This is a genomic window from Streptomyces sp. NRRL F-525, assembly GCF_000716605.1.
Classification (GTDB): domain Bacteria; phylum Actinomycetota; class Actinomycetes; order Streptomycetales; family Streptomycetaceae; genus Streptomyces.
Genome location: NZ_JNXE01000020.1, coordinates 34,645 through 53,509, shown reverse-complemented (window position 1 = coordinate 53,509; position 18,865 = coordinate 34,645). Strand labels below are relative to the sequence as shown.

Genomic DNA, 18,865 nt, shown 5'->3' with positions numbered 1-18,865 from the left:
GATGATCGGCCGCGGCACGCACACCGGAGCCACCAGCGGGTAGGGGGTTCGCATGAGGAAATTCGGCGACTGGCTCGTCTCCCCCTGGCGGCGCTCCCTGCTCGCCGCGCTCGCGGGCACCCTGCCCGTGTTCGCGTTCCCGGCGCCGTCCCTGTGGTGGTTCGCCTACGTCGCGCTCGTCCCCTGGATCCTGCTGACGCGCTCGGCGCCGACCGGGCGGCGGGCGGTCTACGACGGATGGTTCGGGGGGCTCGGGTTCATGCTGGCCGTGCACAGCTGGCTGGTGCCGAGCCTGAGCGTGTTCATCGTGGTCATCGCGGGGCTGCTGGGCGTGCTGTGGGCGCCGTGGGGCTGGCTGGTGCGCCGCTTCCTCGGGGGCGTGCCGTCTCCCCGGCGGGGCGGTGCCGCGCTGCTCGTGCTGCCCTCGGGCTGGCTGATGGTCGAACTCGTCCGGTCCTGGCAGGGGTTGGGCGGCCCCTGGGGCCTGCTCGGCTCCACCCAGTGGCAGGTCGAACCGGCGTTGCGACTCGCGTCCGTCGGCGGGGTGTGGCTGCTGAGCTTCCTGGTGGTGGCCGTGAACGTCGCGGTCGCCGTGCTGGTCGCGGTCCGCGAGGTCCGGGTGCCCGCCGTCGCCGGGCTCCTGGCCACCGCCGCCGCGACCTCCGCCGCCTGGGTGTGGTCGCCGCGCCCCGACGTCGACGGCCATGTGCGGATCGCCGTCGTACAGCCCGGGATCGTCACCGGCGAGGACAGCGACGTCCGGCGCTTCGACCGCGAGGAGCAGCTGACCCGCCAACTGGCCGGTCAGAACGTCGACTTGATCGCCTGGGGCGAGAGCAGTGTCGGCTTCGACCTCGGCAAGCGGCCCGATCTCGCGCGCCGTATCGCCGCCCTCTCCAAGGAGACCGGCGCCGACATCCTGGTCAACGTGGACGCCCAGCGCTCCGACAAGCCCGGCATCTACAAGAGCTCGATCCTGGTCGGCCCGAAGGGTCTCACCGGCGACCGCTACGACAAGATGCGGCTCGTCCCCTTCGGCGAGTACATCCCGTTCCGCTCGCTGCTCGGCTGGGCCACCTCCGTCGGCAAGGCGGCGGGCGTGGACCGCAGGCACGGCACCGAGCAGGTCGTGATGAACGTGGGACACGGACTGCGCGTCGGCCCGCTGATCTGCTTCGAGACCGCGTTCCCCGACATGAGCCGCCATCTCGCCCAGGACGGCGCCGACGTCCTGCTCGCCCAGTCCTCGACCTCGTCGTTCCAGAGCAGTTGGGCCCCCGAACAGCACGCCACCCTCGCCGCCCTGCGCGCCGCCGAGACCGGCCGCCCGGTCGTCCACGCCACCCTGACCGGCGTCTCCGCCGTCTACGGCCCCAGCGGCCAGCGCATCGGCTCCTGGCTGGGCACGAACAAGAGCACCACCCAGGTCTACGACGTCCCGCTCGCCCACGGCATCACGCCGTACGTCCGCTACGGCGCCTGGCCGGTCGGCATGGCACTGCTGGTGCTCGCGGCCATGTGCGCCGGCGAGGGCGCGCAGGCGCTCAGGCTGCGGCGGACCGGTCCGCGACCTCTCGTACCACCCGCTCGCACAGTTCATGAGTCGCCAGCGCGTCCCGGGCGCTGAGCACCTTGCCGGCGCGTACGGCGTCGAGGAACGTGAGCACGGCCTGCTCGATGCCGCGCTGCCGGGCCACCGGCACCCAGTCCCCGCGCCGCCGTACGGTCGGCTGGCCCTTGTGGTCGACGACCTCGGCGAGGTTGAGGACCTGGCGCTTGGTGTCCTGGCCGGAGACCTCCAGGATCTCCTCGACCGAGCCGCTGAGCCGGTTCATCACCCCGAGCGCGGTGAAGCCGTCGCCGGAGAGCTGGAGCACGAGGTGGTGCAGCAGTCCGTCCTGGACGCGGGCGCGCACGGTCACGTCCTCGACCGGACCCGGCACCAGGAACCGCAGGGTGTCCACGATGTGGATGAAGTCGTCCAGGATCATCGCGCGCGGCTCCTCGGGGAGCCCGATCCGGTTCTTCTGCATGAGGATCAGCTCGCGCGGGTGGTCGACGCACTGCGCGTACCCGGGGGCGTAACGGCGGTTGAAGCCCACCGCGAGCGACACGTCCCGCTCCTCCGCGAGCCGCACCAGCCGCTCGGAATCGGCGAGTTGGTAGGCGAGCGGCTTGTCGACGTACGTCGGTACGCCCGCCTCCAGCAGCCTGGTGACGATCTCGGGGTGCACGGCCGTGGGCGCGTGCACGAACGCGGCGTCGAGGCCCTGCGCGAGGAGCGCGTCGAGGTCCGTGTGCCGCCGGTCCGCCGGGAGGTGCAGGCCGTCCGCGACCCGGGCGAGGGTGGCGGGCGTGCGGGTCTGCAGATGCAGCTCCACCCCGGGCAGTCCGCCGAGAACCGGCAGGTACGCCTTCTGCGCGATGTCACCGAGCCCGATGCAGCCGACCTTCACGGAGTCTCCCAACGCTCGCCCAGCGGTACCTCCCGTACCTCCTCGGAAGCATACGGCGATGGAATATCCGCTGGTGCGGGCGGTCGCAGCACGCGAGGATGCGGGGATGACGATTGAGCGCAGTGAACCCGGGACCACCGCCGACGAACGCACCATGCTGGACGGCTGGCTGAAGTACCACCGGGACACCCTCGCCTGGAAGTGCGAGGGCCTGACCGACGAACAGCTGAGGACCGCTTCCGTGGAGCCGTCGAACCTGACGCTCATGGGCCTGGTGCGGCACATGGCGGAGGTCGAGCGGAGCTGGTACCGCCGGGTCATGTCGGACGAGCAGTTGACCCCGATCTACTACAGCGACGAGGACCCGGACGGCGATTTCCACCTCACCGAGGCGGACACCTGGGCCGAGGCGTACGCCACCTGGCAGGCCGAGATCGCGGCGGCGAACGAGCACGCGGCCCGCTTCGCCCTCGACGACGTCTCCCTGGGCAAGCACCGGCGTACCGGCGAGCGCTTCAACCTGCGCTGGATCCACACCCACATGATCGAGGAGTACGCCCGGCACAACGGCCACGCCGACCTGCTCCGCGAGCGGATCGACGGGAACACCGGCGACTGACACCGACGACTGACGTCACGTCACCCGGAGCGGGCGCGGGCCGTCCGTAAGGGGGCGGAGATCACCCGTGTGGGGCATCATCCGCCCGTCCGCTGTCCCCATCGGGTCCGGAACCAGCAGAGTTGCGCGGGTGCATCGAACGACGACCACCGCAACGCTCCTGGTCACCGTGGCTGTCTCGGCCCTCTCCGGCTGTGTGACCGTCCAGCGGCCGGCGGCCCCCGCTCTCCCGGCCGTACCGTCCCACGCGTCGGTGCCGCGCCCGGACGGCAGCGCGGAGCCGCAGGTCGTACAGGCCCCGGCGCGGGAGGCGCTGGAACTGATCAACCCGTCCCACCACCCGAAACCCGCCACGCATCCGCCGCACCACGCGCCGGCCCCGCCCCCACCGGCGGCCCAGGCACCGGTCCCCCGCTCACACCCGCACCCCCACCCCCATCCGCACCCGAAGCCACACCACCCCCGGCAGCCGGGCGCGGACATCCCCGACGTGGTCAAGTCGGTCCCCAAGAACACACAGGACGTCTGCGCCCTGGGCAAGAAATACGGCGGCTGGCAGTCGGACAGCCCGCAGTCGATCATCTGCGGCCAGACGTACGGCCGTTGAGGCGAGCGGGACCCCTTGGGGCTGGTGCCACGACGGGACCCTACGGCCGCTGTCTCGGCGGCCCCCAGCTCTCGCCCGCGCCACCGCCCCCGTCGCCCAGCCGCAGCTCCAGCCGTCCGATCGCGGCCCGCACCCCGTTGCCGTAACCGTCGTCGGCGAGGACGGTGCAGGCGGTGCGGGCGCGGCGGATGTGGGTGCGGGCGGCGTCCGGGCGGTCGAGCTTCTCGTAGTCGGCGGCGAGGTTGAGGTGCAGGGAGGGGTAGAAGGCGCGCACCGCCACCGCGCCCTTCTGACCGGCGTCCCCCGCGTCCCGCCCGTCCGTCAGCTCGTCCGCCGCCGACAACGCCCTTAGATCCCAGGCCAGTTCGTCGGTCGGGTCGTCCTGGGTGTCGGCGAGGTAATGGGCCAGGGTGCAGCGGTGGAGCGGGTCGCCGTCCTCGCCCAGCTCCGCCCAGAGGCCCAGCAGTCGCTCCCGGGCCTCCTCGCGGTCGCCGCCGTGGTGCAGCATGACGACCTGTCCGATCCGCGTCAGCAGAGCGTCCGGCGCCGCCTGCTCCTGTCGCTCCGCCACCGCGTCCTCCGCACTCGCCAGCCACCTTGGCTGTCCCCGTCGAAGCTAACCGGCGGCACTGACAATCCCCGTCAGGCGGCCCCGGACCGGCCCCGGTGGGGTCAGCCCAGGTTCGGGATGCGCCAGTCGATGGCGGTGTGGCCCTGCTTGGCCACCGCCTCGTCGATCTGGGTGAACGGACGGGAGCCGAAGAACTTCTTCGCCGACAGCGGGGAGGGGTGCGCGCCCTTGACCACCACGTGGCGCTCCTCGTCGATCAGGGGGAGCTTCTTCTGCGCGTAGTTGCCCCAGAGGACGAAGACCGCCGGGTCCGGGCGGTCGGCCACCGCGCGGATCACCGCGTCCGTGAACTTCTCCCAGCCCTTGCCCTTGTGGGAGTTGGCCTCGCCGGAGCGGACCGTGAGCACCGCGTTGAGCAGCAGGACGCCCTGCTGGGCCCACGGCATCAGATAGCCGTTGTCCGGGATCGGGAGGTCCAGCTCCTCCTTCATCTCCTTGTAGATGTTCCGCAGGGAGGGCGGGGTCTTCACGCCGGGGCGGACCGAGAAGCACAGGCCGTGGCCCTGGCCCTCGCCGTGGTACGGGTCCTGACCGAGGATCAGGACCTTCACCTGGTCGTACGGCGTCGCCTCCAGGGCGGCGAAGACCTCCTCGCGCGGCGGGAAGACGGGACCCTTCGCGCGCTCCTCCTCGACGAACTCGGTCAGCTCCTTGAAGTAGGGCTGCTGAAGCTCGTCGCCCAGGACCCCGCGCCAGGACTCGGGGAGCATGGAGATGTCGGTCACGTCAACTTCCTTACCGTGTGCGGCGACTGCGATGCGGAGCGACCGCGCGGTGCGGTCGCCTCCATGCCCAGAACCTACAGGCGGCCACTGACAACGGGTGCCGAAAGCCGGGTCACCAGCTGGTCTTGCGGTACAGCTCCCACATCATCATGATCGTCGACGGGTCGAGGGCCTGCTCCCCGCCGGAGACGTCCTCGCTCGCGGCCACGTACTGCCGGCCCTGCCAGAGCGGCAGCAGCCGCGCGTCGTCCACCATGACCTGCTGGGCGTCCTCGAACTCCTTGACCACGTCGGCCCGGTCGCTCTCCTTGCGGGACTCGGGCAGCAGTACGTCGGTGATCCTGGTCGACGGATAGGGCGTACCGAGCGCGTTCTGCTTCCCCACGAACGGCGCGATGAAGTTGTCGGCGTCGGGGAAGTCCGGGGACCAGCCGCGCCCGAACACCGGGTACTCGCCCTTCTGGTAGCCCGTCACGTACGTCTTCCAGGGGCGGCTCCTCAGGGTGATCGAGAACAGCCCGGAGTCGTCCAACTGCCGCTTCAGTTCCCGGAATTCGAGGGCGGTCTCGGAGCCGTAGCGGTCGGTCGTGTACCAGAGGGTGAGTGGGACGCGCCGGTGGATGCCCGCATCGGTGAGGAGTTGGCGGGCCTTGGGGACGCTGGGGTCCCCGAAGTCGTCGAAGAAGGCGGTGGTGTGGCCGGTGAGGCCCTTCGGGACCATCGAGTAGAGCGGGTCCACGGTGTCGCGGTAGATCTTGTGGGTGATCGCCCCGCGGTCGACGAGCTGGGCGACGGCCTTGCGGACGGCGAGGTTCCCGGCCCACTTGTCCTTGGGGTTGAACACCAGGTAGTTGATGTCGGTGCCGGAGCCGTCGACCAGTTGCAGGCTCTTGGAGGCGCGGCCCTGGAGGGTGATGATGTCGTCCGCGGCGAGACCCCGGTAGGTGACGTCGATCTGTTTGTCCCGCAGCGCCTTCACCATGGCGCCGGAGTCCTGGAAGTAGCGGATCGTCACCGCGCTGTTCTCGCGCCGGGCGAAGCCCTTGTAGCGGCCGTTCTTGACGAGTCGGGCCTGTTTCCCGTCGTCGTACGACTTCAGGGTGTACGGCCCGGAGCCGAAGACCTTGCCGTCCTTGCGCAGCGAGTGCGCGGGATAGTCGTCCGGGTCGACGATCGACATGGCCGGGGTGGCGAGCACGAACGGGAAGGTGGCGTCGGGCTTGTTGAGGTGGAAGACGACCTCGCGGTCGCCCGTCACCTGCACCCGGTCGAGGCTGCCGAGCAGGCCCGCGGGTCCGCCCGGCTCGTCGATCTGCCGGATCCGGTCGATGGAGTGCTTGACGGCCTGGGCGTCGAGGGTGTCGCCGTCGGCGAACTTCATGTCCGCGCGGAGTTCGCAGCGGTAGGCCGTGTTCGAACTGTCCGTGAAATCACAGCTCTTGGCCGCGTCCGGCTCGGGCGTGGTCGCGCCGGACGGGTAGGCGAGCAGCGTCTGGTAGATGTTGCGGAACAGCTCCCAGGAGCCGTCCCAGGAGGCGGCCGGATCGAGGGTGCTGGGGGCGCTGGTGGTGCCGACGACAATGGGTCCGCGGTCGTCGGAATTCCCGTCCGAGAACACTCCGCATCCGGCCGCCAGGGATATGGACGCGATCGCCGCGCCCGCCCGCAGGCCTCGGTTCCGGTTGAACACGCGCTCGCTCCTCGATCCGCCGTACCAAGGGTCGGCAGACCGTACCGCAGTTCCGCGGCGCGGAAAGGTGGTTCGGGAGGGGCTGTTGAGCAGCGTTTTTATGACGACGTTGTCATTCGGCTGTGCGTGCTTTATGTCTCGACACGGGCGCCGGTTCCGTCAAGGGAACAGCAAAGAACCGGCGCCCGGGCGGAGTTGGTCAGCCGACTCCGGCGTTCAGGAGGATGCCGCCGTCGACGACGAGCGTCTGGCCGGTGATCCAGTCGGACTGGTCCGAGGTGAGGAACGCGGCGGTGCCGCCGATGTCGGACGGGACGCCGAGGCGGGCCAGCGGGTAGGAGGCGGCGGCCTCCGCCTCACGGCCCTCGTACAGGGCGGCGGCGAACTTGGTCTTCACGACCGCCGGGGCGATCGAGTTGACCCGCACGCCGGGCGCGAACTCGTGCGCCAGCTGGAGCGTCAGGTTGATCATCGCGGCCTTGCTGACGCCGTACGCGCCGATGAACGGCGAGGCGGAGACGCCGGCGAGGGAGGCGATGTTGACGATGGCGCCGCCGTTGTCCTTCTGCCAGGCGTGCCAGGTCTTCTGGGCGAAGCCGAGCGCCGAGATGACGTTGGTCTCGAAGACCTTGCGGGCGACGTTCAGGTCGAGGTCGGCGATCGGGCCGAACACCGGGTTCGTACCGGCGTTGTTGACCAGGAAGTCGACGCGGCCGAAGGCCTCCATCGTGCGCTCGACGACGACGGTCTGGTGGGCCTCGTCGTGGGCCTTGCCGGCGACGCCGATGACGCGCTCGGCGCCGAGGGTCTCGACGGCCTCCTTGAGGGCGTCCTCGCTGCGGCCGGTGATGCAGACCCGGTCGCCGCGGGCGAGCAGCGCCTCGGCGACGCCGTAGCCGATGCCGCGGCTGGCGCCGGTGATGACGGCGACCTTGCCGGAGAGTTCGGGGAGTTCAGTCATGGTTCCGTGTTCCCTAGTTGAGCGGTCCGCCGGCGACGTACAGCACCTGGCCGGAGACGAACCCGGCCGCCTCGTTCGTGAAGAAGGCGACGGCGTTGGCGATGTCGTCGGGCTCGCCGACGCGCTGCACCGGGATCTGGGTGGCGGCCGCGGCCTTGAAGTCGTCGAAGCCCATGCCGACGCGGGCGGCGGTGGCGGCGGTCATGTCGGTGGCGATGAAGCCGGGGGCGACGGCGTTGGCCGTGACGCCGAACTTGCCGAGCTCGATGGCGAGGGTCTTGGTGAAGCCCTGGAGACCGGCCTTGGCGGCGGAGTAGTTGGCCTGGCCGCGGTTGCCGAGGGCGGAGGACGAGGAGAGGTTGACGATCCGGCCGAAGCCCGCGTCGACCATGTGCTTCTGGACGGCCTTGGTCATCAGGAACGAGCCGCGCAGGTGCACGCCCAGGACGGTGTCCCAGTCGGAGACGCTCATCTTGAAGAGCAGGTTGTCGCGGAGCACGCCCGCGTTGTTCACGAGGATCGTCGGGGCGCCCAGCTCGGCGACGATGCGCGCGACGGCGGCCTCGACCTGTGCCTCGTCGGAGACGTCGGCGCCGACCGCGAGGGCCTTGCCGCCGGCCGCGGTGATCTTCTCCACGGTGTCCTTGCAGGCGGCCTCGTCGAGGTCGATCACGGCGACCGCACGGCCCTCGGCCGCGAGACGTACGGCGGTGGCGGCGCCGATGCCCCGCGCTCCGCCGGTGACAATCGCGACCCGCTGCTCAGTGGTGGACATTGCTGGTTCTCCTCGCCCTTGAGAAACTCTCGCCCTTGCGGTCCGCCGGTGAGCGACCGCTTAGTACCTTCGGCCTACGTGACGCTAGAAGCCCTGGCACTCGGTGTCAACGTGCGCGCGGCCGGGTGTGATCCATTACCTCACCAGCAGGTCCAGCAGGCGCTCCGTCTCGGCCGCCGGATCGACGGTGAGACCGGTGTGCACGGGCCCAGGCTGCACGACCGTGGACCGGGGCGCGATCAGCCACCGGAACCGCCGCCCGGCATCGTCGTCCGCCGCCTGCCCGGCCGCCGCACCCCCCGCGCACACACCTTCCACGGCGCCGAGCGCGGCCCGGATTCCGGCCACGTCGGCCGCCGGGTCGAGAGCGAGCAGCCTCGCCTCGTCCAGATGGGTGCGGGCGCCGACGTAGGACTGGGCGCGGCAGTAGACGAGCACGCCCGCGTTGATGCACTCGCCGCGCTCGACGCGCGGTACGACCCGGAGGAGGGCGTACTCGAAGACGTCCCGGGTGTTCGCCTCGCTCGGGCGGATGATGTGGCGCTCGGTCACTGGAGTCCCTTGATGCGCTCGTGGACGAAGGGCACGCGCGCGAGGAGGGGTGCCGCGTACGCCTCACGGAGGAGGTCCGGGGTGTCGAAGCCGGGTTCGTCGGTCAGCCAGGCGTCGGGGATCTCGGCGGTGACCTCGGCGAGGAGTTCCTCGGTGACGCGCGGAGCCAGGTCGGCGGCCGCGGTCGCGATGTCCGGGGCGAAGCGGGCGAGGGCGTGGTCGGCGGCGTCGTAGGGGCGGGCGGCGGAGGTCTGGGCGCCGGGCCAGTTGTGGTGCCAGATCATGGTGGCGCCGTGGTCGATGAGCCACAGGTCGCCGTGCCACATCAGCAAGTTGGGGTTGCGCCAGGAGCGGTCGACGTTGTTGACGAGGGCGTCGAACCAGACGATCCGGCCGGCCTCCTCGGGGCTCACCGTGAAGGCGAGCGGGTCGAAGCCGAGGGCGCCGGACAGGAAGTCCATGCCGAGGTTGGTGCCGCCGCTGGACTTGAGCAACTCCTGGACCTGCTGGTCGGGTTCGCCGAGGCCGAGCACCGGGTCGAGGTCGAGGGTCACGAGGCGGGGCACCCGGAAGCCGAGCCGACGGGCCAGTTCCCCCACGACAACCTCGGCGACGAGCGTCTTGCGGCCCTGCCCGGCGCCGCTGAACTTCATGACGTACGGCGCGAGGTCGTCACCCTCGACGAGTCCCGGCAGCGAGCCGCCCTCGCGCAGGGGGGTGATGAAGCGGGTCGCGACGACCTCTTCCAGCATGTTCCCGGGCCATCCGTCTCGTCTGCGGTCCCGGGGAGAGTCCGGGGAGTTTCGGCTGCCCATGGTAGCGGGGGGTGATCACGGGGCCACCGCGTCCTGACCGCGGGAGACGGGATCAGCTGGTCATGGCCTGGTACACGAGGTTCCGCAGCTGGCGGCGCAGCGGCGGTCGGTGCTTGCCCCAGGTGACGACCTGGGTGCAGAACACGGCCGTGACGCCGTCGACCGGGTCCACGAAGAAGTGGGTGTTCGCCGCGCCGGACCAGCCGAACTCCCCCTTGTTGCCGAACGAACCCGCGACCACGGGGTCCGTGACGACGTAGAACCCCAGCCCGAAGCCGCAGCCGCGGTGCTCGTCGTCGGGGTACTGCCCGAAGGAGTTGATGTCGGCGCCGCCGGGCAGGTGGTTGGCCGTCATGAGCCCGAGCGTGCGGGGGCCGAGCAGCCGCTCGCCGTCCAGTTCGCCGCCGCGTACGAGCATGGCCGCGAACCGGTGGTAGTCCGCCAGGGTCGACACCAGTCCGGGAACGCCGCTGCCGGAGGGGAACTCCGCGGGTCGGCGGAAGGTGGGCCGCAGTTCCTGGTTCACGGCGAGGCGGCCCGAGTCGGGTTCCGGGCTGTAGATCTCCGCGAGGTCCGGCACGCGTTCGGGGGCGAGCGAGAACGTCGTGTCGGTCATCCCGAGCGGGCCGAGCACGTTCGTCTCCATGAAGGTGTCGAGACTCTGGCCGCTGCAGACCTCGATGATCCGGCCCAGCACGTCGACGGCGAGGGAGTAGTTCCACGCGGTGCCCGGTTCGAACAGCAGCGGCAGCGCGCCCACTTCGGCACACATCTGCTCAAGTGTCGTGCCCGGCAAGGGGAGTACGTCGTGGCCCGCCTCGCGGTACAGCGCGTCCACCGGGTCCATGTGGGCCAGCCCGAGAGTCAACCCGGCGGTGTGCGTGAGGAGTTGGCCCACGGTCACCGGGTGGGCGGCCGGGCGGGTCCGGACACTCGCCGGGGACCCGCCGTCGTACACGCGCATGTCCGCGAACTCGGGGATGTAGGCGCTGACCGGGTCGTCGAGTCCGAGCAGGCCGCGCTCCACCAGCATCATGGCGGCGACGGACGTCACCGGTTTGGTCATGGAGTACAGCCGCCACAGCGTTCCGGGTTCGACCGGGAGCCCGTGTTCGAGGTCCCGGAGTCCGCCGCCCGCCGCGTACACGGGTTCTCCGTCGCGGGCGACGACCGCCGACCATCCGGGAATGACCCCGCGGTCCGTCTGCCGGTCGAAGAACTCGGCGATCCGGCCCAGCCGTTCGGCGCTGAAGCCGGACTGTTCCGGGGGCTTGGTGATGCCGAGACGCTCGGCGAACTGCTGCATGTGTGCCTCCGTGTACGGGAGTTGGGTGCTGCCTGCGTCAGCGGGCGGAGACGGACGTGACCCCGGCCGCCGCCAACAGCCTTCGTGTGTACGGGTGTTGGGCATCCGCGTAGACGTCCTCGGTCGTGCCCTGTTCCACCACGTCACCGCGATAGAGGACGACGATCTGCTGGGCGAGGTGGCGGACCACGGCGAGGTCGTGGGAGATGAACAGGTAGCTGACGCCCGTCTCCCGCTGGAGGTCGCTGAAGAGGTTCAGGATCTGTGCCTGGACCGACAGGTCGAGCGCGCTGACGGGCTCGTCGCACACGATGAGTTTCGGTGCCATCACCAACGCCCGGGCGATCGCGATCCGTTGCCGCTGCCCGCCGGAGAACTGGCGCGGATAGCGGTCGGCCGCCTCGGGCGGCAGCCCCACCAGCGCCAGCACCTCCCGTACCCGCTCGTGGACTACGGCCCGTTCGTCACGGGCGTGCACGAGCAGCGGTTCGGCCAGGGTCTGGCCGACGGTCAGGGCCGGGTTGAGCGAGCCGTTGGGGTCCTGGAAGACGGCCTGAACGCTCTTGCTCAGTTCTCGGCGCCGGGCCCCGCGGGCGTGGGTGATGTCCTGGCCGTCGAACAGGATCGTGCCCTGCGTGACCGCCGTCAGGCCGAGCACGGCCCGGCCCAGGGTGGACTTGCCGGAACCGGACTCCCCGACCAGGGCGACGGTCTCGCCCGGCCGGATGTCCAGGGACACGTCCCGGATGGCCGGGGTGCCCTTGCCGGCGCGGTGGTACGACACCGACAGGTCGCGGATGTCGAGCAGCGGCCGTGCGGTCGTGCTCACGAGGACACCTCCAGCTCTTCGCCCACCAACAGACAGCGGGCCACGCCCAGTTCGCCGGGCTGTATCAGGACGACCGGCGCCTCGGTGCACCGGTCGACGCGGTCGGGACACCGGTCGGCGAAGTGGCAGCCGACGGGCCACTGCCCCGGGGGCGGCACGGTGCCGGGGATGGTCGGGATGGGCTCGCCGACCGTCGCCAGGCGGGGGTTCGCGGCGAGCAGCTTGCGGGTGTACGGGTGCAGCGGCGCGGTCATGACGCGTTCGGTCGGACCGGCTTCCACCACCTGGCCCGCGTACATGACCAGGGCGGTGTCGCAGGCCTCGGCGATGACGTCCCAGTCGTGGCTGATCATCAGCAGGGCCATGCCCGTGTCCCGCTGGATGGTGCGCAGCAACTGGACGATCTCGCGCTGGACGGTGACGTCGAGGGCGGTGGTCGGTTCGTCGGCGACGAGGATGCGCGGGCGTCCCGCCAGGGCGACGGCGATGGAGACGCGCTGTGCCATGCCGCCCGAGATCTGCGAGGGGCGCAGCTTCATCACCCGGTCGGGATCGGGGAGTTGGACCTGGGCGAGCAGTTCACGGACCCGGCGGGTGGCCTCCTTGCGGGAGAGCCGCTCGTGGGTGCGCACCGCCTCGCGCAGCAGGTTGCCGATGGTGAACAGGGGGTCGAGGCCGACCATGGGCTCCTGCGAGATGAAGGCGATGGTGCCGCCGCGCAGGTCCCGCCACCGGGCCACATCGAACGAGGTGACGTCGGTGCCGTCGATCTCGACCGTGCCCGAGGAGATACGGGCTCCGTTCGGCAGCATGCCGAGCAGCGCCAGCCCGGTCATGGACTTCCCGCAGCCGGACTCGCCGACCAGTCCGACCGTGCGGCCCTGCCCCACGGACAGGCTCACGTCGCTGATCAGAGCGACCTCGCCCTCCGGGGTGTCCGCGGTGACGGTCACCCCGGTGAGCCGTACGACGGGATCCGGCTCGGCGAGCAGCCAGGCGTCGTCGGACACCGGTACCTCAACAGGGGCCGCTGTCTTGGCAGTTGCCTTGCGGCGCCGGGTCGGGGTCGCGTGGGAGACGCCGGACCAGCGCTCGGCGAGCATGTCGCGCAGGCCGTCGCCGAGGACGATCAGGGCGGCGGCCGTGACGGCGACCAGGCCGCCGGTGGGGATGGCCAGCCAGAGGCTCTGGTTCAGGGTCTGGGCGGCGTCGGCCATCATGCCGCCCCAGGACGGGGCGGGCGGCTTGACGCCGAGGCCGATGGAGTTCAGGCCGGCCGCGATGAGCAGGGTGTTCGCGCACGCCAGCGCCGTGTTGACCAGGATCAGGCCGGTGATCCGCGGCAGCACGTGCCGCCGGGCCACGCGCCAGGTGCTGAGGCCGGACACCTGTGCCGCCGCGACGTAGGTCTCGCGGCCGACCGTCAGCGACGCCGAGCGGACGACGCGCATCATGCCGGGGACCGACAGCAGACCGATCACGATCATCGCCGCGGTCATGCTCTGCGAGAACAGGGCCAGCACGATCAGCAGCAGGATGATGCCGGGGATCGACATCACCACGTCGGCCAGCCGCATCAGCACCGCGTCCATACGGCCCCTGCGCAGGCCGATGACCAGGCCCAGGGGGACCGCGATCACCAGGGTGATCGCCACGGCCAGCGCGATGTCCTTGAACGTGTCCGCGCCGCCGTACATCAGCCGCGACAGCACGTCCCGGCCGAGCCGGTCGGTGCCGAGCAGGTGTTTCGCGCTCGGGCCGGACAACGCGGCGGTGAAGTCCGCCTGCTGGGGTGGGTACGGCGCGAGCCAGCGGGCGCCGAACGACGCGATCAGTTCCAGGACCAGGATCACGGCCGGGATCGCGATACGCGGCCGGCGCAGGGCGCGGCGGAGGCCGGACTCGTGCGGCGGGCGCGCCGGGGTGGCGGCGGGCGAAGCGGGAGCGTTCTCCGTCTGCTGGGGAAGCCCGGGTTTCGTCATCGATGTCTCCTGTGTGCTCATGCGGCGACCGCCTGAGGGTTGAGCCAGCCGATGGCGAGGTCGAGCAGGAGGTTCAGGCCGACGACGATGAGCGTGAAGTACACCGCCACTCCCTGGATGACCGGGATGTCGCCGCTGGACGCGGCCGTGACGGCCGCGCTGCCGAGGCCGGGGAGGCCGAAGAGTTCCTCGATCACCACGGCCGATCCGAGCAGTCCGATGAGGTTGTTGCCCGCCACGGTCAGGACCGTGACGGAGACATGCCGTAGCGAGTGCTTGAAGAGGATCGACCACTCGCTGACGCCGTTGGCCCGCAGATTCCGTACGAAATCCCGGCTCAGCACGTCGGCGAACTGCTCCCGGGTCTGCTTGGCGATCACCGTGACCAGCGCGAAGGCCAGGGCGGCCACCGGCAGCAGCAGCGAGCGCAGCCAGCCGCCGGCGGACGTCCCGAAGAACACGTAGCCGTTCGCGGGCAGCAGGCCGAACCGGGTGTTGAAGACCCAGATGCCCAGCAGACCGACCCAGAAGGCGGGGACGGTCATGCCCGCGATGGACGCGGTGTCCGCGGCGATCCGCGTGGTGCGCCCGCCGCGGGCGCCGGCCATGCCCAGCACGATTCCGATCACCAGCGCGAGCAGAGTGGTGGCGATCACCAGGGAGAGCGTCACCCCCAGCCGGGTGTTGAGCGACCCGGCGACCGACTCGTTGCTGCTGATCGACCGCCCGAGGTCGCCGTGGACCGCGTCCGTCAACCAGGCCCAGTAGCGCTCCCAGACCGGCTGGTCGAGGTGGAGGCGGTGCCGCAGCGCGGCGATCGACTGGGGTGAGGCGCTGAGACCTCCGATGGACTTGGCGGCGTCACCGGGAATGAACAGCTGGAGGAAGAAGGTGAGCGCCGAGACGAAAAGCAGCAGGGGCACAGCCTGCACGATCCGCATTCCGCTGGTTCGCCACATGACGTGGAGCCTTTCTCCGTAGGGTCACTTGGCGGCGTACAACGACGTCAGGTCGGGTGTGAGATTCGTGGTCGAGAGGTCGACGCCCTTCAGGCCGGGCCGTACGTAGACGATCTTTTCCATGGAGACCATCGGGATGGTCCAGGAAAGGTCGGACAGGCGCTGTTCGAACTTCTGCCAGCCCTGCTCCTGGAGCTCGGCGGTCGGTGCGGAGGCCGCCTGGCTGTAGAGCGTGTCGAGTTGTTTGTCGCTGACCTTGAGCGGGTTGCCCCAGCTGTACAGCAGGTCGTTTCCCTGGGCGTACGGCGGGGAGATTCCGTCGCCGTAGTCGAACATCATGCCCGCGTACTTCGAGTAGGTGGAGAAGAGTTCGTTCACGTTCGCCGGGACATTGATCTTCACGTTGATCCCGATGTTCGCCATTTCCGCGGCGAAGGCCTCCGCTGCCTGGGACTCTCCGACACCGGTGAGATTCACGGTGATGGGCAGGGTGAAACCGTTGGGATAACCCGCTTCCGCCAGCAGCTTCTTCGCCTTGGCGACGTCGTAGGCGTATTTCCCTTCACTGCCCTGCGTATAGCCGCTCGTGCCCGCGAGAACGGGATAGTCCCAGCCCTTCGCGTACGTTCCGTAGAGGGCCTTGGCGATCGAGTCCCGGTTGATTCCGTACATCATGGCCTGCCGCACCCGAAGGTCACCGAGTGCCTTGACCATGGTGCCCGCGCGGTCCTGGATCATCAGCTCCATGATCGAGTAAGGGCTCGAAAGGACCTGGAATCCGGCGGACTTCGCGGATTTCGCTGTCGTGGAATCGCCGAGCGCGTAGTCGACCTCTCCGGAACGCAGAGCGCTGAGCGTGCTGTTCTCGTCCTTGATGACCTTGACGACGACCTTTTTCCAGTGCACGCGCGACTTGTCGTAGTACGTGGGGTTGGGGACGTAGGTGTAGGTCTGCCCGGAGACGGTCTGCGCCTTGTCGATCACATAGGGTCCGGCGCCGTGTGTGGCGGTGCCGAGTTCGCCCGTCTTCTTGAGGCCGATGGGGCTGATGATCTCGCCGGTCGTCGGTCTGGAGAGATAGAGCGGCAGCAGCGGGTCGGACGTCTTCAGGTGAATGCGGAGCTGGAGATCGGAAACGACGTCGATCGCCCCCACGGGGGCCAGGTCCGCCGCGAGCGGTCCGCCGGCCTTGGCGTAGTACTGCAGTGAATTCTTCACGCCCGTGGCGGTGAGTGCGGAGCCGTCGTTGAATTTCACGCCGGACCGCAGAGTGATGTCGAAGGTCTTGCTGCCGGAACCGACGAAGCCCCACTTGGTCGCGAGGGCCGGCGTGTATTTCCCGTCCGGTGCCTGGCGGATCAGCGTGTCGTAGGCCAGCTCGAAGAAGTACTGCTGGGGGTCGGAGGAACCGCCCAGCCCGGGGTTCAGGCTGTTGGGCGCGATGGCCGAGGCGACGGTCAGGACGTTCGGGTCCTGGGCCTTCGCGGTGCCGGACGAAGCGCTGTTTCCGCCACCGCAAGCGGTGGTCAGGAACGCCAGCGCGGCGGCACCGGCCGTGAAGGTGAGAGGAAGGCGCGTGCGTGTGAGAGGAAGGCGCGTGCGTGTCATCTGAGACCTCCGGCGTCGAGGCGGTAAAGGGGTACGCGGGATTCACCGGAGGTGAGGGGGGAGGCCGCCGTCATGGCGGTTTCTCGGTGGTGTAAGTCCGCGCGATGTCAGGGGACTGCGGGAGAGTCTTCAAGTTCCGCTCGGCCGGCTCTTGTGGAGATCGGCCTGAGCATTGCGTGGGCCCGACGGATACGGTCGGTGCTCTCGCGGCGATATTTCGGCGGCATTTCGGGATCAAGCCGCCTCTGTGCGGCACCCCTGGAATCGAGTGGGCTCATTATTGGGTCCACCGGTCCGGACCCCGAACGACGGGAGTCCGCTGAGCGGACCGCTACGTAAACGAGACCTTCGCGGCGACCGTGGAGCCGACCGGCGCGAGCCGCCCTCGGCGGGCCGGGGCGCGACGGCTTCCTTGAAGTATCGCCCCGGGTCGCAGGTGCCTGTACAGGCCTTATGCGCGGCTGACAGCTGAACGACAGGGACGTTTTACGTCTGCCTGATCTCGATCAGGCCAAGCTCTCGACACCGTCTGAACGACGGTCGCCCGCACCTCGTACCCCTTTGCAGACCCACACATGCTTCCCATGGAAGGAACGTCAGCATGACCAGCGAATCGTTCGAACCCGTCACCACGCCGTCCCGTCGCACCGCGTTGGCGGCGGTCGGCGCGGCGGGACTCGCCGTCGCGCTGACCGCGTGCTCGTCCAGCGACGACTCGTCGTCGGACACCTCGAGCTCCTCGGGTTCCACCAGCACGGCCGGCGCGTCCACCGCCCAGGGTGACGCGGGCGGCACCGAACTCGCGAAGACCTCCGACATCCCCGAGGGCGGCGGCAAGATCTTCGCCAGCCAGGGCGTGGTCGTCACCCAGCCGACGGCGGGCACCTACAAGGCGTTCTCGTCGAAGTGCACCCACCAGGGCTGTGCGGTGAGCAGCATCAGCAGCGGGGCCATCGTCTGCCCGTGCCACGGCAGCGAGTTCTCCGTCACCGACGGCAGCGTCAAGAAGGGCCCGGCCACGCAGGGCCTGCCCGCCGAGCAGATCACCGTCTCCGGGGACTCGATCACCCTGGCGTGACGGTCAGCCGCGACGTGCCCTGCGCGGCCGTTTGAGACAGCCCAGCACCTCGTCCGTGGTCGCGACCGTGGCGACCAATGCGAGGGTGTTGCGGATCATCGCGGGGGTGTAGTCAGCGGGCACCCCCGCGATGGCGTCCCTGGGGACGACGACGGTGTAGCCGCGGTTGACGGCGTCGAACACCGCGTTGGGGATGGCCACGTTGGCCGAGACGCCGGTGACGATCAGTGTGCGGCAGCCGAGATTGCGCAGCAGCGCGTCGACGTCGGTGCCCTGGATCGGCGACAGACCGTGCAGCCGTCGTACGACGAAGTCCTCGTCGGCGACCTCGATCGGGGGCGCCACGCGCACCGCCGTGGTGCCCGACAGCTGCTGCACGGGCAGGCGTTCGGCGGCGCGGAACAGCCGGGCGTTGCGGTTCGCGCCGCGCCCGTCCGGCCGGCGTTCGGCGACGGCGTGGATCACCTGCACCCCGCTCTCGTGCGCGGCGGCGACGAGTCGGGCCACGTTCGCGAGCGCGCCCGACTGGCGTGCGGCGAGGGCGAGTTCGGGCAGCGCGCTGTCCGGTCCGACCACCCCCTGTTGACATTCGACGGTCAGCAGGGCAGTGCTCACCGTGTCGAGGATCTCACTGAGTTGTTCGTGCGACGGCACGGCTCTCCCTTGTCGTCGACGGCCGGGGCGGGCGACAGTAACGAGCATCGCGTGCGGAGGGAAGACGGCCGACGTTCCTCCGGCCGCATATTCTGACGCACCGTCAGAAGCGGCTGCCCGCCGCGCGTTCCGTCACCGAAGGGGATCGCATGACCGCCACTCAGCGTCGAGGCCGGAAGATCATGATGACACCCGAGGAACTGGACGAGTTCCTCACCACCGAGCGCACCTGCCGTGTCGCGACCCTCTCCGCGGACGGCGCCCCGCACGTGAGCCCCCTCTGGTTCGCCTGGGACGGCACCTCCCTGTGGCTGTACTCGATCACCCGCAGCAAGCGCTGGTCCGACCTGCGCCGCGACCCGCGCGTCGCGGTGGTCGTCGACGGCGGCCACGCCTACGACGAGTTGCGGGGCGTCGAACTGTCCGGCACCGCCGAGTTCGTGGGCGAGGCCCCGCGCACGGGCGAGCCGCATCCCGAACTCGTCCCCGTGGAGAAGCTGTTCGCCCAGAAGAACTTCGGGCTGGACGCGATGCCGTACGACGGGCGGCACGCGTGGGTACGACTGACGCCGGACACGCTCACTTCCTGGGACTTCCGTAAGTTGGCGGCGCTGTAAG

Annotated in this window: 19 protein-coding genes; 5 read left to right on the top strand and 14 right to left on the bottom strand. The window is 70.0% G+C overall.

Translation table 11 applies throughout. The features are described from left to right. Positions 1–52: 52 nt before the first annotated feature. Positions 53–1,627, top strand: a complete 1,575-nt coding sequence (lnt, locus tag OO69_RS27080; protein WP_033283414.1) for an apolipoprotein N-acyltransferase — start codon at positions 53–55, stop codon at positions 1,625–1,627. Here lnt and OO69_RS27075 read toward each other — a convergent pair. Continuing rightward, positions 1,545–2,456, bottom strand: a complete 912-nt coding sequence (locus tag OO69_RS27075; RefSeq protein ID WP_033283488.1) for a Gfo/Idh/MocA family protein — start codon at positions 2,454–2,456, stop codon at positions 1,545–1,547. The two genes, lnt and OO69_RS27075, sit on opposite strands and share 83 nt — an antisense overlap. Positions 2,457–2,562: 106 nt before the next feature. Between OO69_RS27075 and OO69_RS27070 the strand changes: the two genes are divergently transcribed. Together OO69_RS27070 and OO69_RS27065 are read left to right on the top strand one after the other, a co-directional pair. Continuing rightward, a complete protein-coding gene (locus OO69_RS27070) occupies positions 2,563–3,075 on the top strand; it encodes a DinB family protein (RefSeq protein ID WP_033283413.1) in 513 nt (170 codons plus the stop codon). A gap of 130 nt (positions 3,076–3,205) precedes the next feature. Next, positions 3,206–3,682 (top strand): hypothetical protein, encoded by a 477-nt coding sequence (locus OO69_RS27065; RefSeq protein WP_033283412.1) that lies wholly within the window; start codon positions 3,206–3,208, stop codon positions 3,680–3,682. 40 nt (positions 3,683–3,722) lie between these two features. Here the strand turns inward: OO69_RS27065 and OO69_RS27060 are convergent, their stop codons facing one another. The 12 genes from OO69_RS27060 to OO69_RS27005 form a co-directional block, all read right to left on the bottom strand. Continuing rightward, positions 3,723–4,253 carry a hypothetical protein gene (locus OO69_RS27060; protein WP_033283411.1) on the bottom strand — a complete coding sequence of 177 codons (531 nt, stop codon included), beginning with the start codon at positions 4,251–4,253 and terminating at the stop codon, positions 3,723–3,725. A gap of 101 nt (positions 4,254–4,354) precedes the next feature. Next, positions 4,355–5,038: a uracil-DNA glycosylase gene (ung, locus tag OO69_RS27055; RefSeq protein WP_033283410.1), complete on the bottom strand. Its 684-nt coding sequence runs from the start codon at positions 5,036–5,038 to the stop codon at positions 4,355–4,357. A gap of 112 nt (positions 5,039–5,150) precedes the next feature. Next, complete coding sequence (locus OO69_RS27050) at positions 5,151–6,728, bottom strand: ABC transporter substrate-binding protein (RefSeq protein WP_033283409.1); 1,578 nt, start codon at positions 6,726–6,728, stop codon at positions 5,151–5,153. Positions 6,729–6,927: 199 nt separating this feature from the next. Beyond that, positions 6,928–7,689, bottom strand: coding sequence for an SDR family oxidoreductase (locus tag OO69_RS27045; RefSeq protein ID WP_033283408.1), 762 nt, complete (start codon positions 7,687–7,689; stop codon positions 6,928–6,930). Between the two features lie 13 nt (positions 7,690–7,702). Next, on the bottom strand, positions 7,703–8,464 hold the full coding sequence (gene fabG, locus OO69_RS27040; RefSeq protein WP_033283407.1) for a 3-oxoacyl-ACP reductase FabG: 762 nt from the start codon (positions 8,462–8,464) through the stop codon (positions 7,703–7,705). Positions 8,465–8,599: 135 nt separating this feature from the next. Further along, positions 8,600–9,016 (bottom strand): DUF3037 domain-containing protein, encoded by a 417-nt coding sequence (locus OO69_RS27035; RefSeq protein ID WP_033283406.1) that lies wholly within the window; start codon positions 9,014–9,016, stop codon positions 8,600–8,602. Further along, entirely contained in the window at positions 9,013–9,768 is a 756-nt protein-coding gene (locus OO69_RS27030) for a HipA family kinase (RefSeq protein WP_033283405.1), read from the bottom strand. The genes OO69_RS27035 and OO69_RS27030 overlap by 4 nt, the downstream gene beginning before the upstream one ends. Positions 9,769–9,883: 115 nt before the next feature. Next, the gene (locus OO69_RS27025) at positions 9,884–11,137 is read right to left on the bottom strand and encodes a serine hydrolase domain-containing protein (protein ID WP_033283404.1); all 1,254 of its coding nucleotides are present in this window, start codon (positions 11,135–11,137) and stop codon (positions 9,884–9,886) included. A 37-nt stretch (positions 11,138–11,174) separates the two neighbouring features. Next, positions 11,175–11,966 carry an ABC transporter ATP-binding protein gene (locus tag OO69_RS27020; protein WP_033283403.1) on the bottom strand — a complete coding sequence of 264 codons (792 nt, stop codon included), beginning with the start codon at positions 11,964–11,966 and terminating at the stop codon, positions 11,175–11,177. Further along, the gene (locus tag OO69_RS27015) at positions 11,963–13,948 is read right to left on the bottom strand and encodes a dipeptide/oligopeptide/nickel ABC transporter permease/ATP-binding protein (RefSeq protein ID WP_234444537.1); all 1,986 of its coding nucleotides are present in this window, start codon (positions 13,946–13,948) and stop codon (positions 11,963–11,965) included. The genes OO69_RS27020 and OO69_RS27015 overlap by 4 nt, the downstream gene beginning before the upstream one ends. Before the next feature lie 17 nt (positions 13,949–13,965). Then, complete coding sequence (locus OO69_RS27010; RefSeq protein ID WP_234444536.1) at positions 13,966–14,907, bottom strand: ABC transporter permease; 942 nt, start codon at positions 14,905–14,907, stop codon at positions 13,966–13,968. Positions 14,908–14,931: 24 nt separating this feature from the next. After that, positions 14,932–16,515 carry an ABC transporter substrate-binding protein gene (locus OO69_RS27005; protein ID WP_033283401.1) on the bottom strand — a complete coding sequence of 528 codons (1,584 nt, stop codon included), beginning with the start codon at positions 16,513–16,515 and terminating at the stop codon, positions 14,932–14,934. A gap of 601 nt (positions 16,516–17,116) precedes the next feature. Here OO69_RS27005 and OO69_RS27000 point away from each other — a divergent pair. Further along, positions 17,117–17,593, top strand: a complete 477-nt coding sequence (locus OO69_RS27000; protein WP_033283400.1) for a Rieske (2Fe-2S) protein — start codon at positions 17,117–17,119, stop codon at positions 17,591–17,593. Between the two features lie 3 nt (positions 17,594–17,596). Here the strand turns inward: OO69_RS27000 and OO69_RS26995 are convergent, their stop codons facing one another. Further along, on the bottom strand, positions 17,597–18,247 hold the full coding sequence (locus OO69_RS26995) for a cysteine hydrolase (protein WP_033283399.1): 651 nt from the start codon (positions 18,245–18,247) through the stop codon (positions 17,597–17,599). 149 nt (positions 18,248–18,396) lie between these two features. Between OO69_RS26995 and OO69_RS26990 the strand changes: the two genes are divergently transcribed. After that, complete coding sequence (locus OO69_RS26990; RefSeq protein WP_199811035.1) at positions 18,397–18,864, top strand: pyridoxamine 5'-phosphate oxidase family protein; 468 nt, start codon at positions 18,397–18,399, stop codon at positions 18,862–18,864. Position 18,865 lies beyond the last annotated feature (1 nt).

What these genes read in the sequence shown, in the direction of transcription:
- lnt (WP_033283414.1), top strand. Translation starts at nt 53, where the DNA reads ATGAGGAAATTCGGCGACTGGCTCGTCTCCCCCTGGCGGCGCTCCCTG.
- OO69_RS27070 (WP_033283413.1), top strand. Translation starts at nt 2,563, where the DNA reads ATGACGATTGAGCGCAGTGAACCCGGGACCACCGCCGACGAACGCACC.
- OO69_RS27045 (WP_033283408.1), bottom strand. Translation starts at nt 7,689, where the DNA reads ATGACTGAACTCCCCGAACTCTCCGGCAAGGTCGCCGTCATCACCGGC.
- fabG (WP_033283407.1), bottom strand. Translation starts at nt 8,464, where the DNA reads ATGTCCACCACTGAGCAGCGGGTCGCGATTGTCACCGGCGGAGCGCGG.
- OO69_RS27030 (WP_033283405.1), bottom strand. Translation starts at nt 9,768, where the DNA reads ATGCTGGAAGAGGTCGTCGCGACCCGCTTCATCACCCCCCTGCGCGAG.
- OO69_RS27025 (WP_033283404.1), bottom strand. Translation starts at nt 11,137, where the DNA reads ATGCAGCAGTTCGCCGAGCGTCTCGGCATCACCAAGCCCCCGGAACAG.
- OO69_RS27015 (WP_234444537.1), bottom strand. Translation starts at nt 13,948, where the DNA reads ATGACGAAACCCGGGCTTCCCCAGCAGACGGAGAACGCTCCCGCTTCG.
- OO69_RS27010 (WP_234444536.1), bottom strand. Translation starts at nt 14,907, where the DNA reads ATGTGGCGAACCAGCGGAATGCGGATCGTGCAGGCTGTGCCCCTGCTG.
- OO69_RS27005 (WP_033283401.1), bottom strand. Translation starts at nt 16,515, where the DNA reads ATGACACGCACGCGCCTTCCTCTCACACGCACGCGCCTTCCTCTCACC.
- OO69_RS27000 (WP_033283400.1), top strand. Translation starts at nt 17,117, where the DNA reads ATGACCAGCGAATCGTTCGAACCCGTCACCACGCCGTCCCGTCGCACC.
- OO69_RS26990 (WP_199811035.1), top strand. Translation starts at nt 18,397, where the DNA reads ATGACCGCCACTCAGCGTCGAGGCCGGAAGATCATGATGACACCCGAG.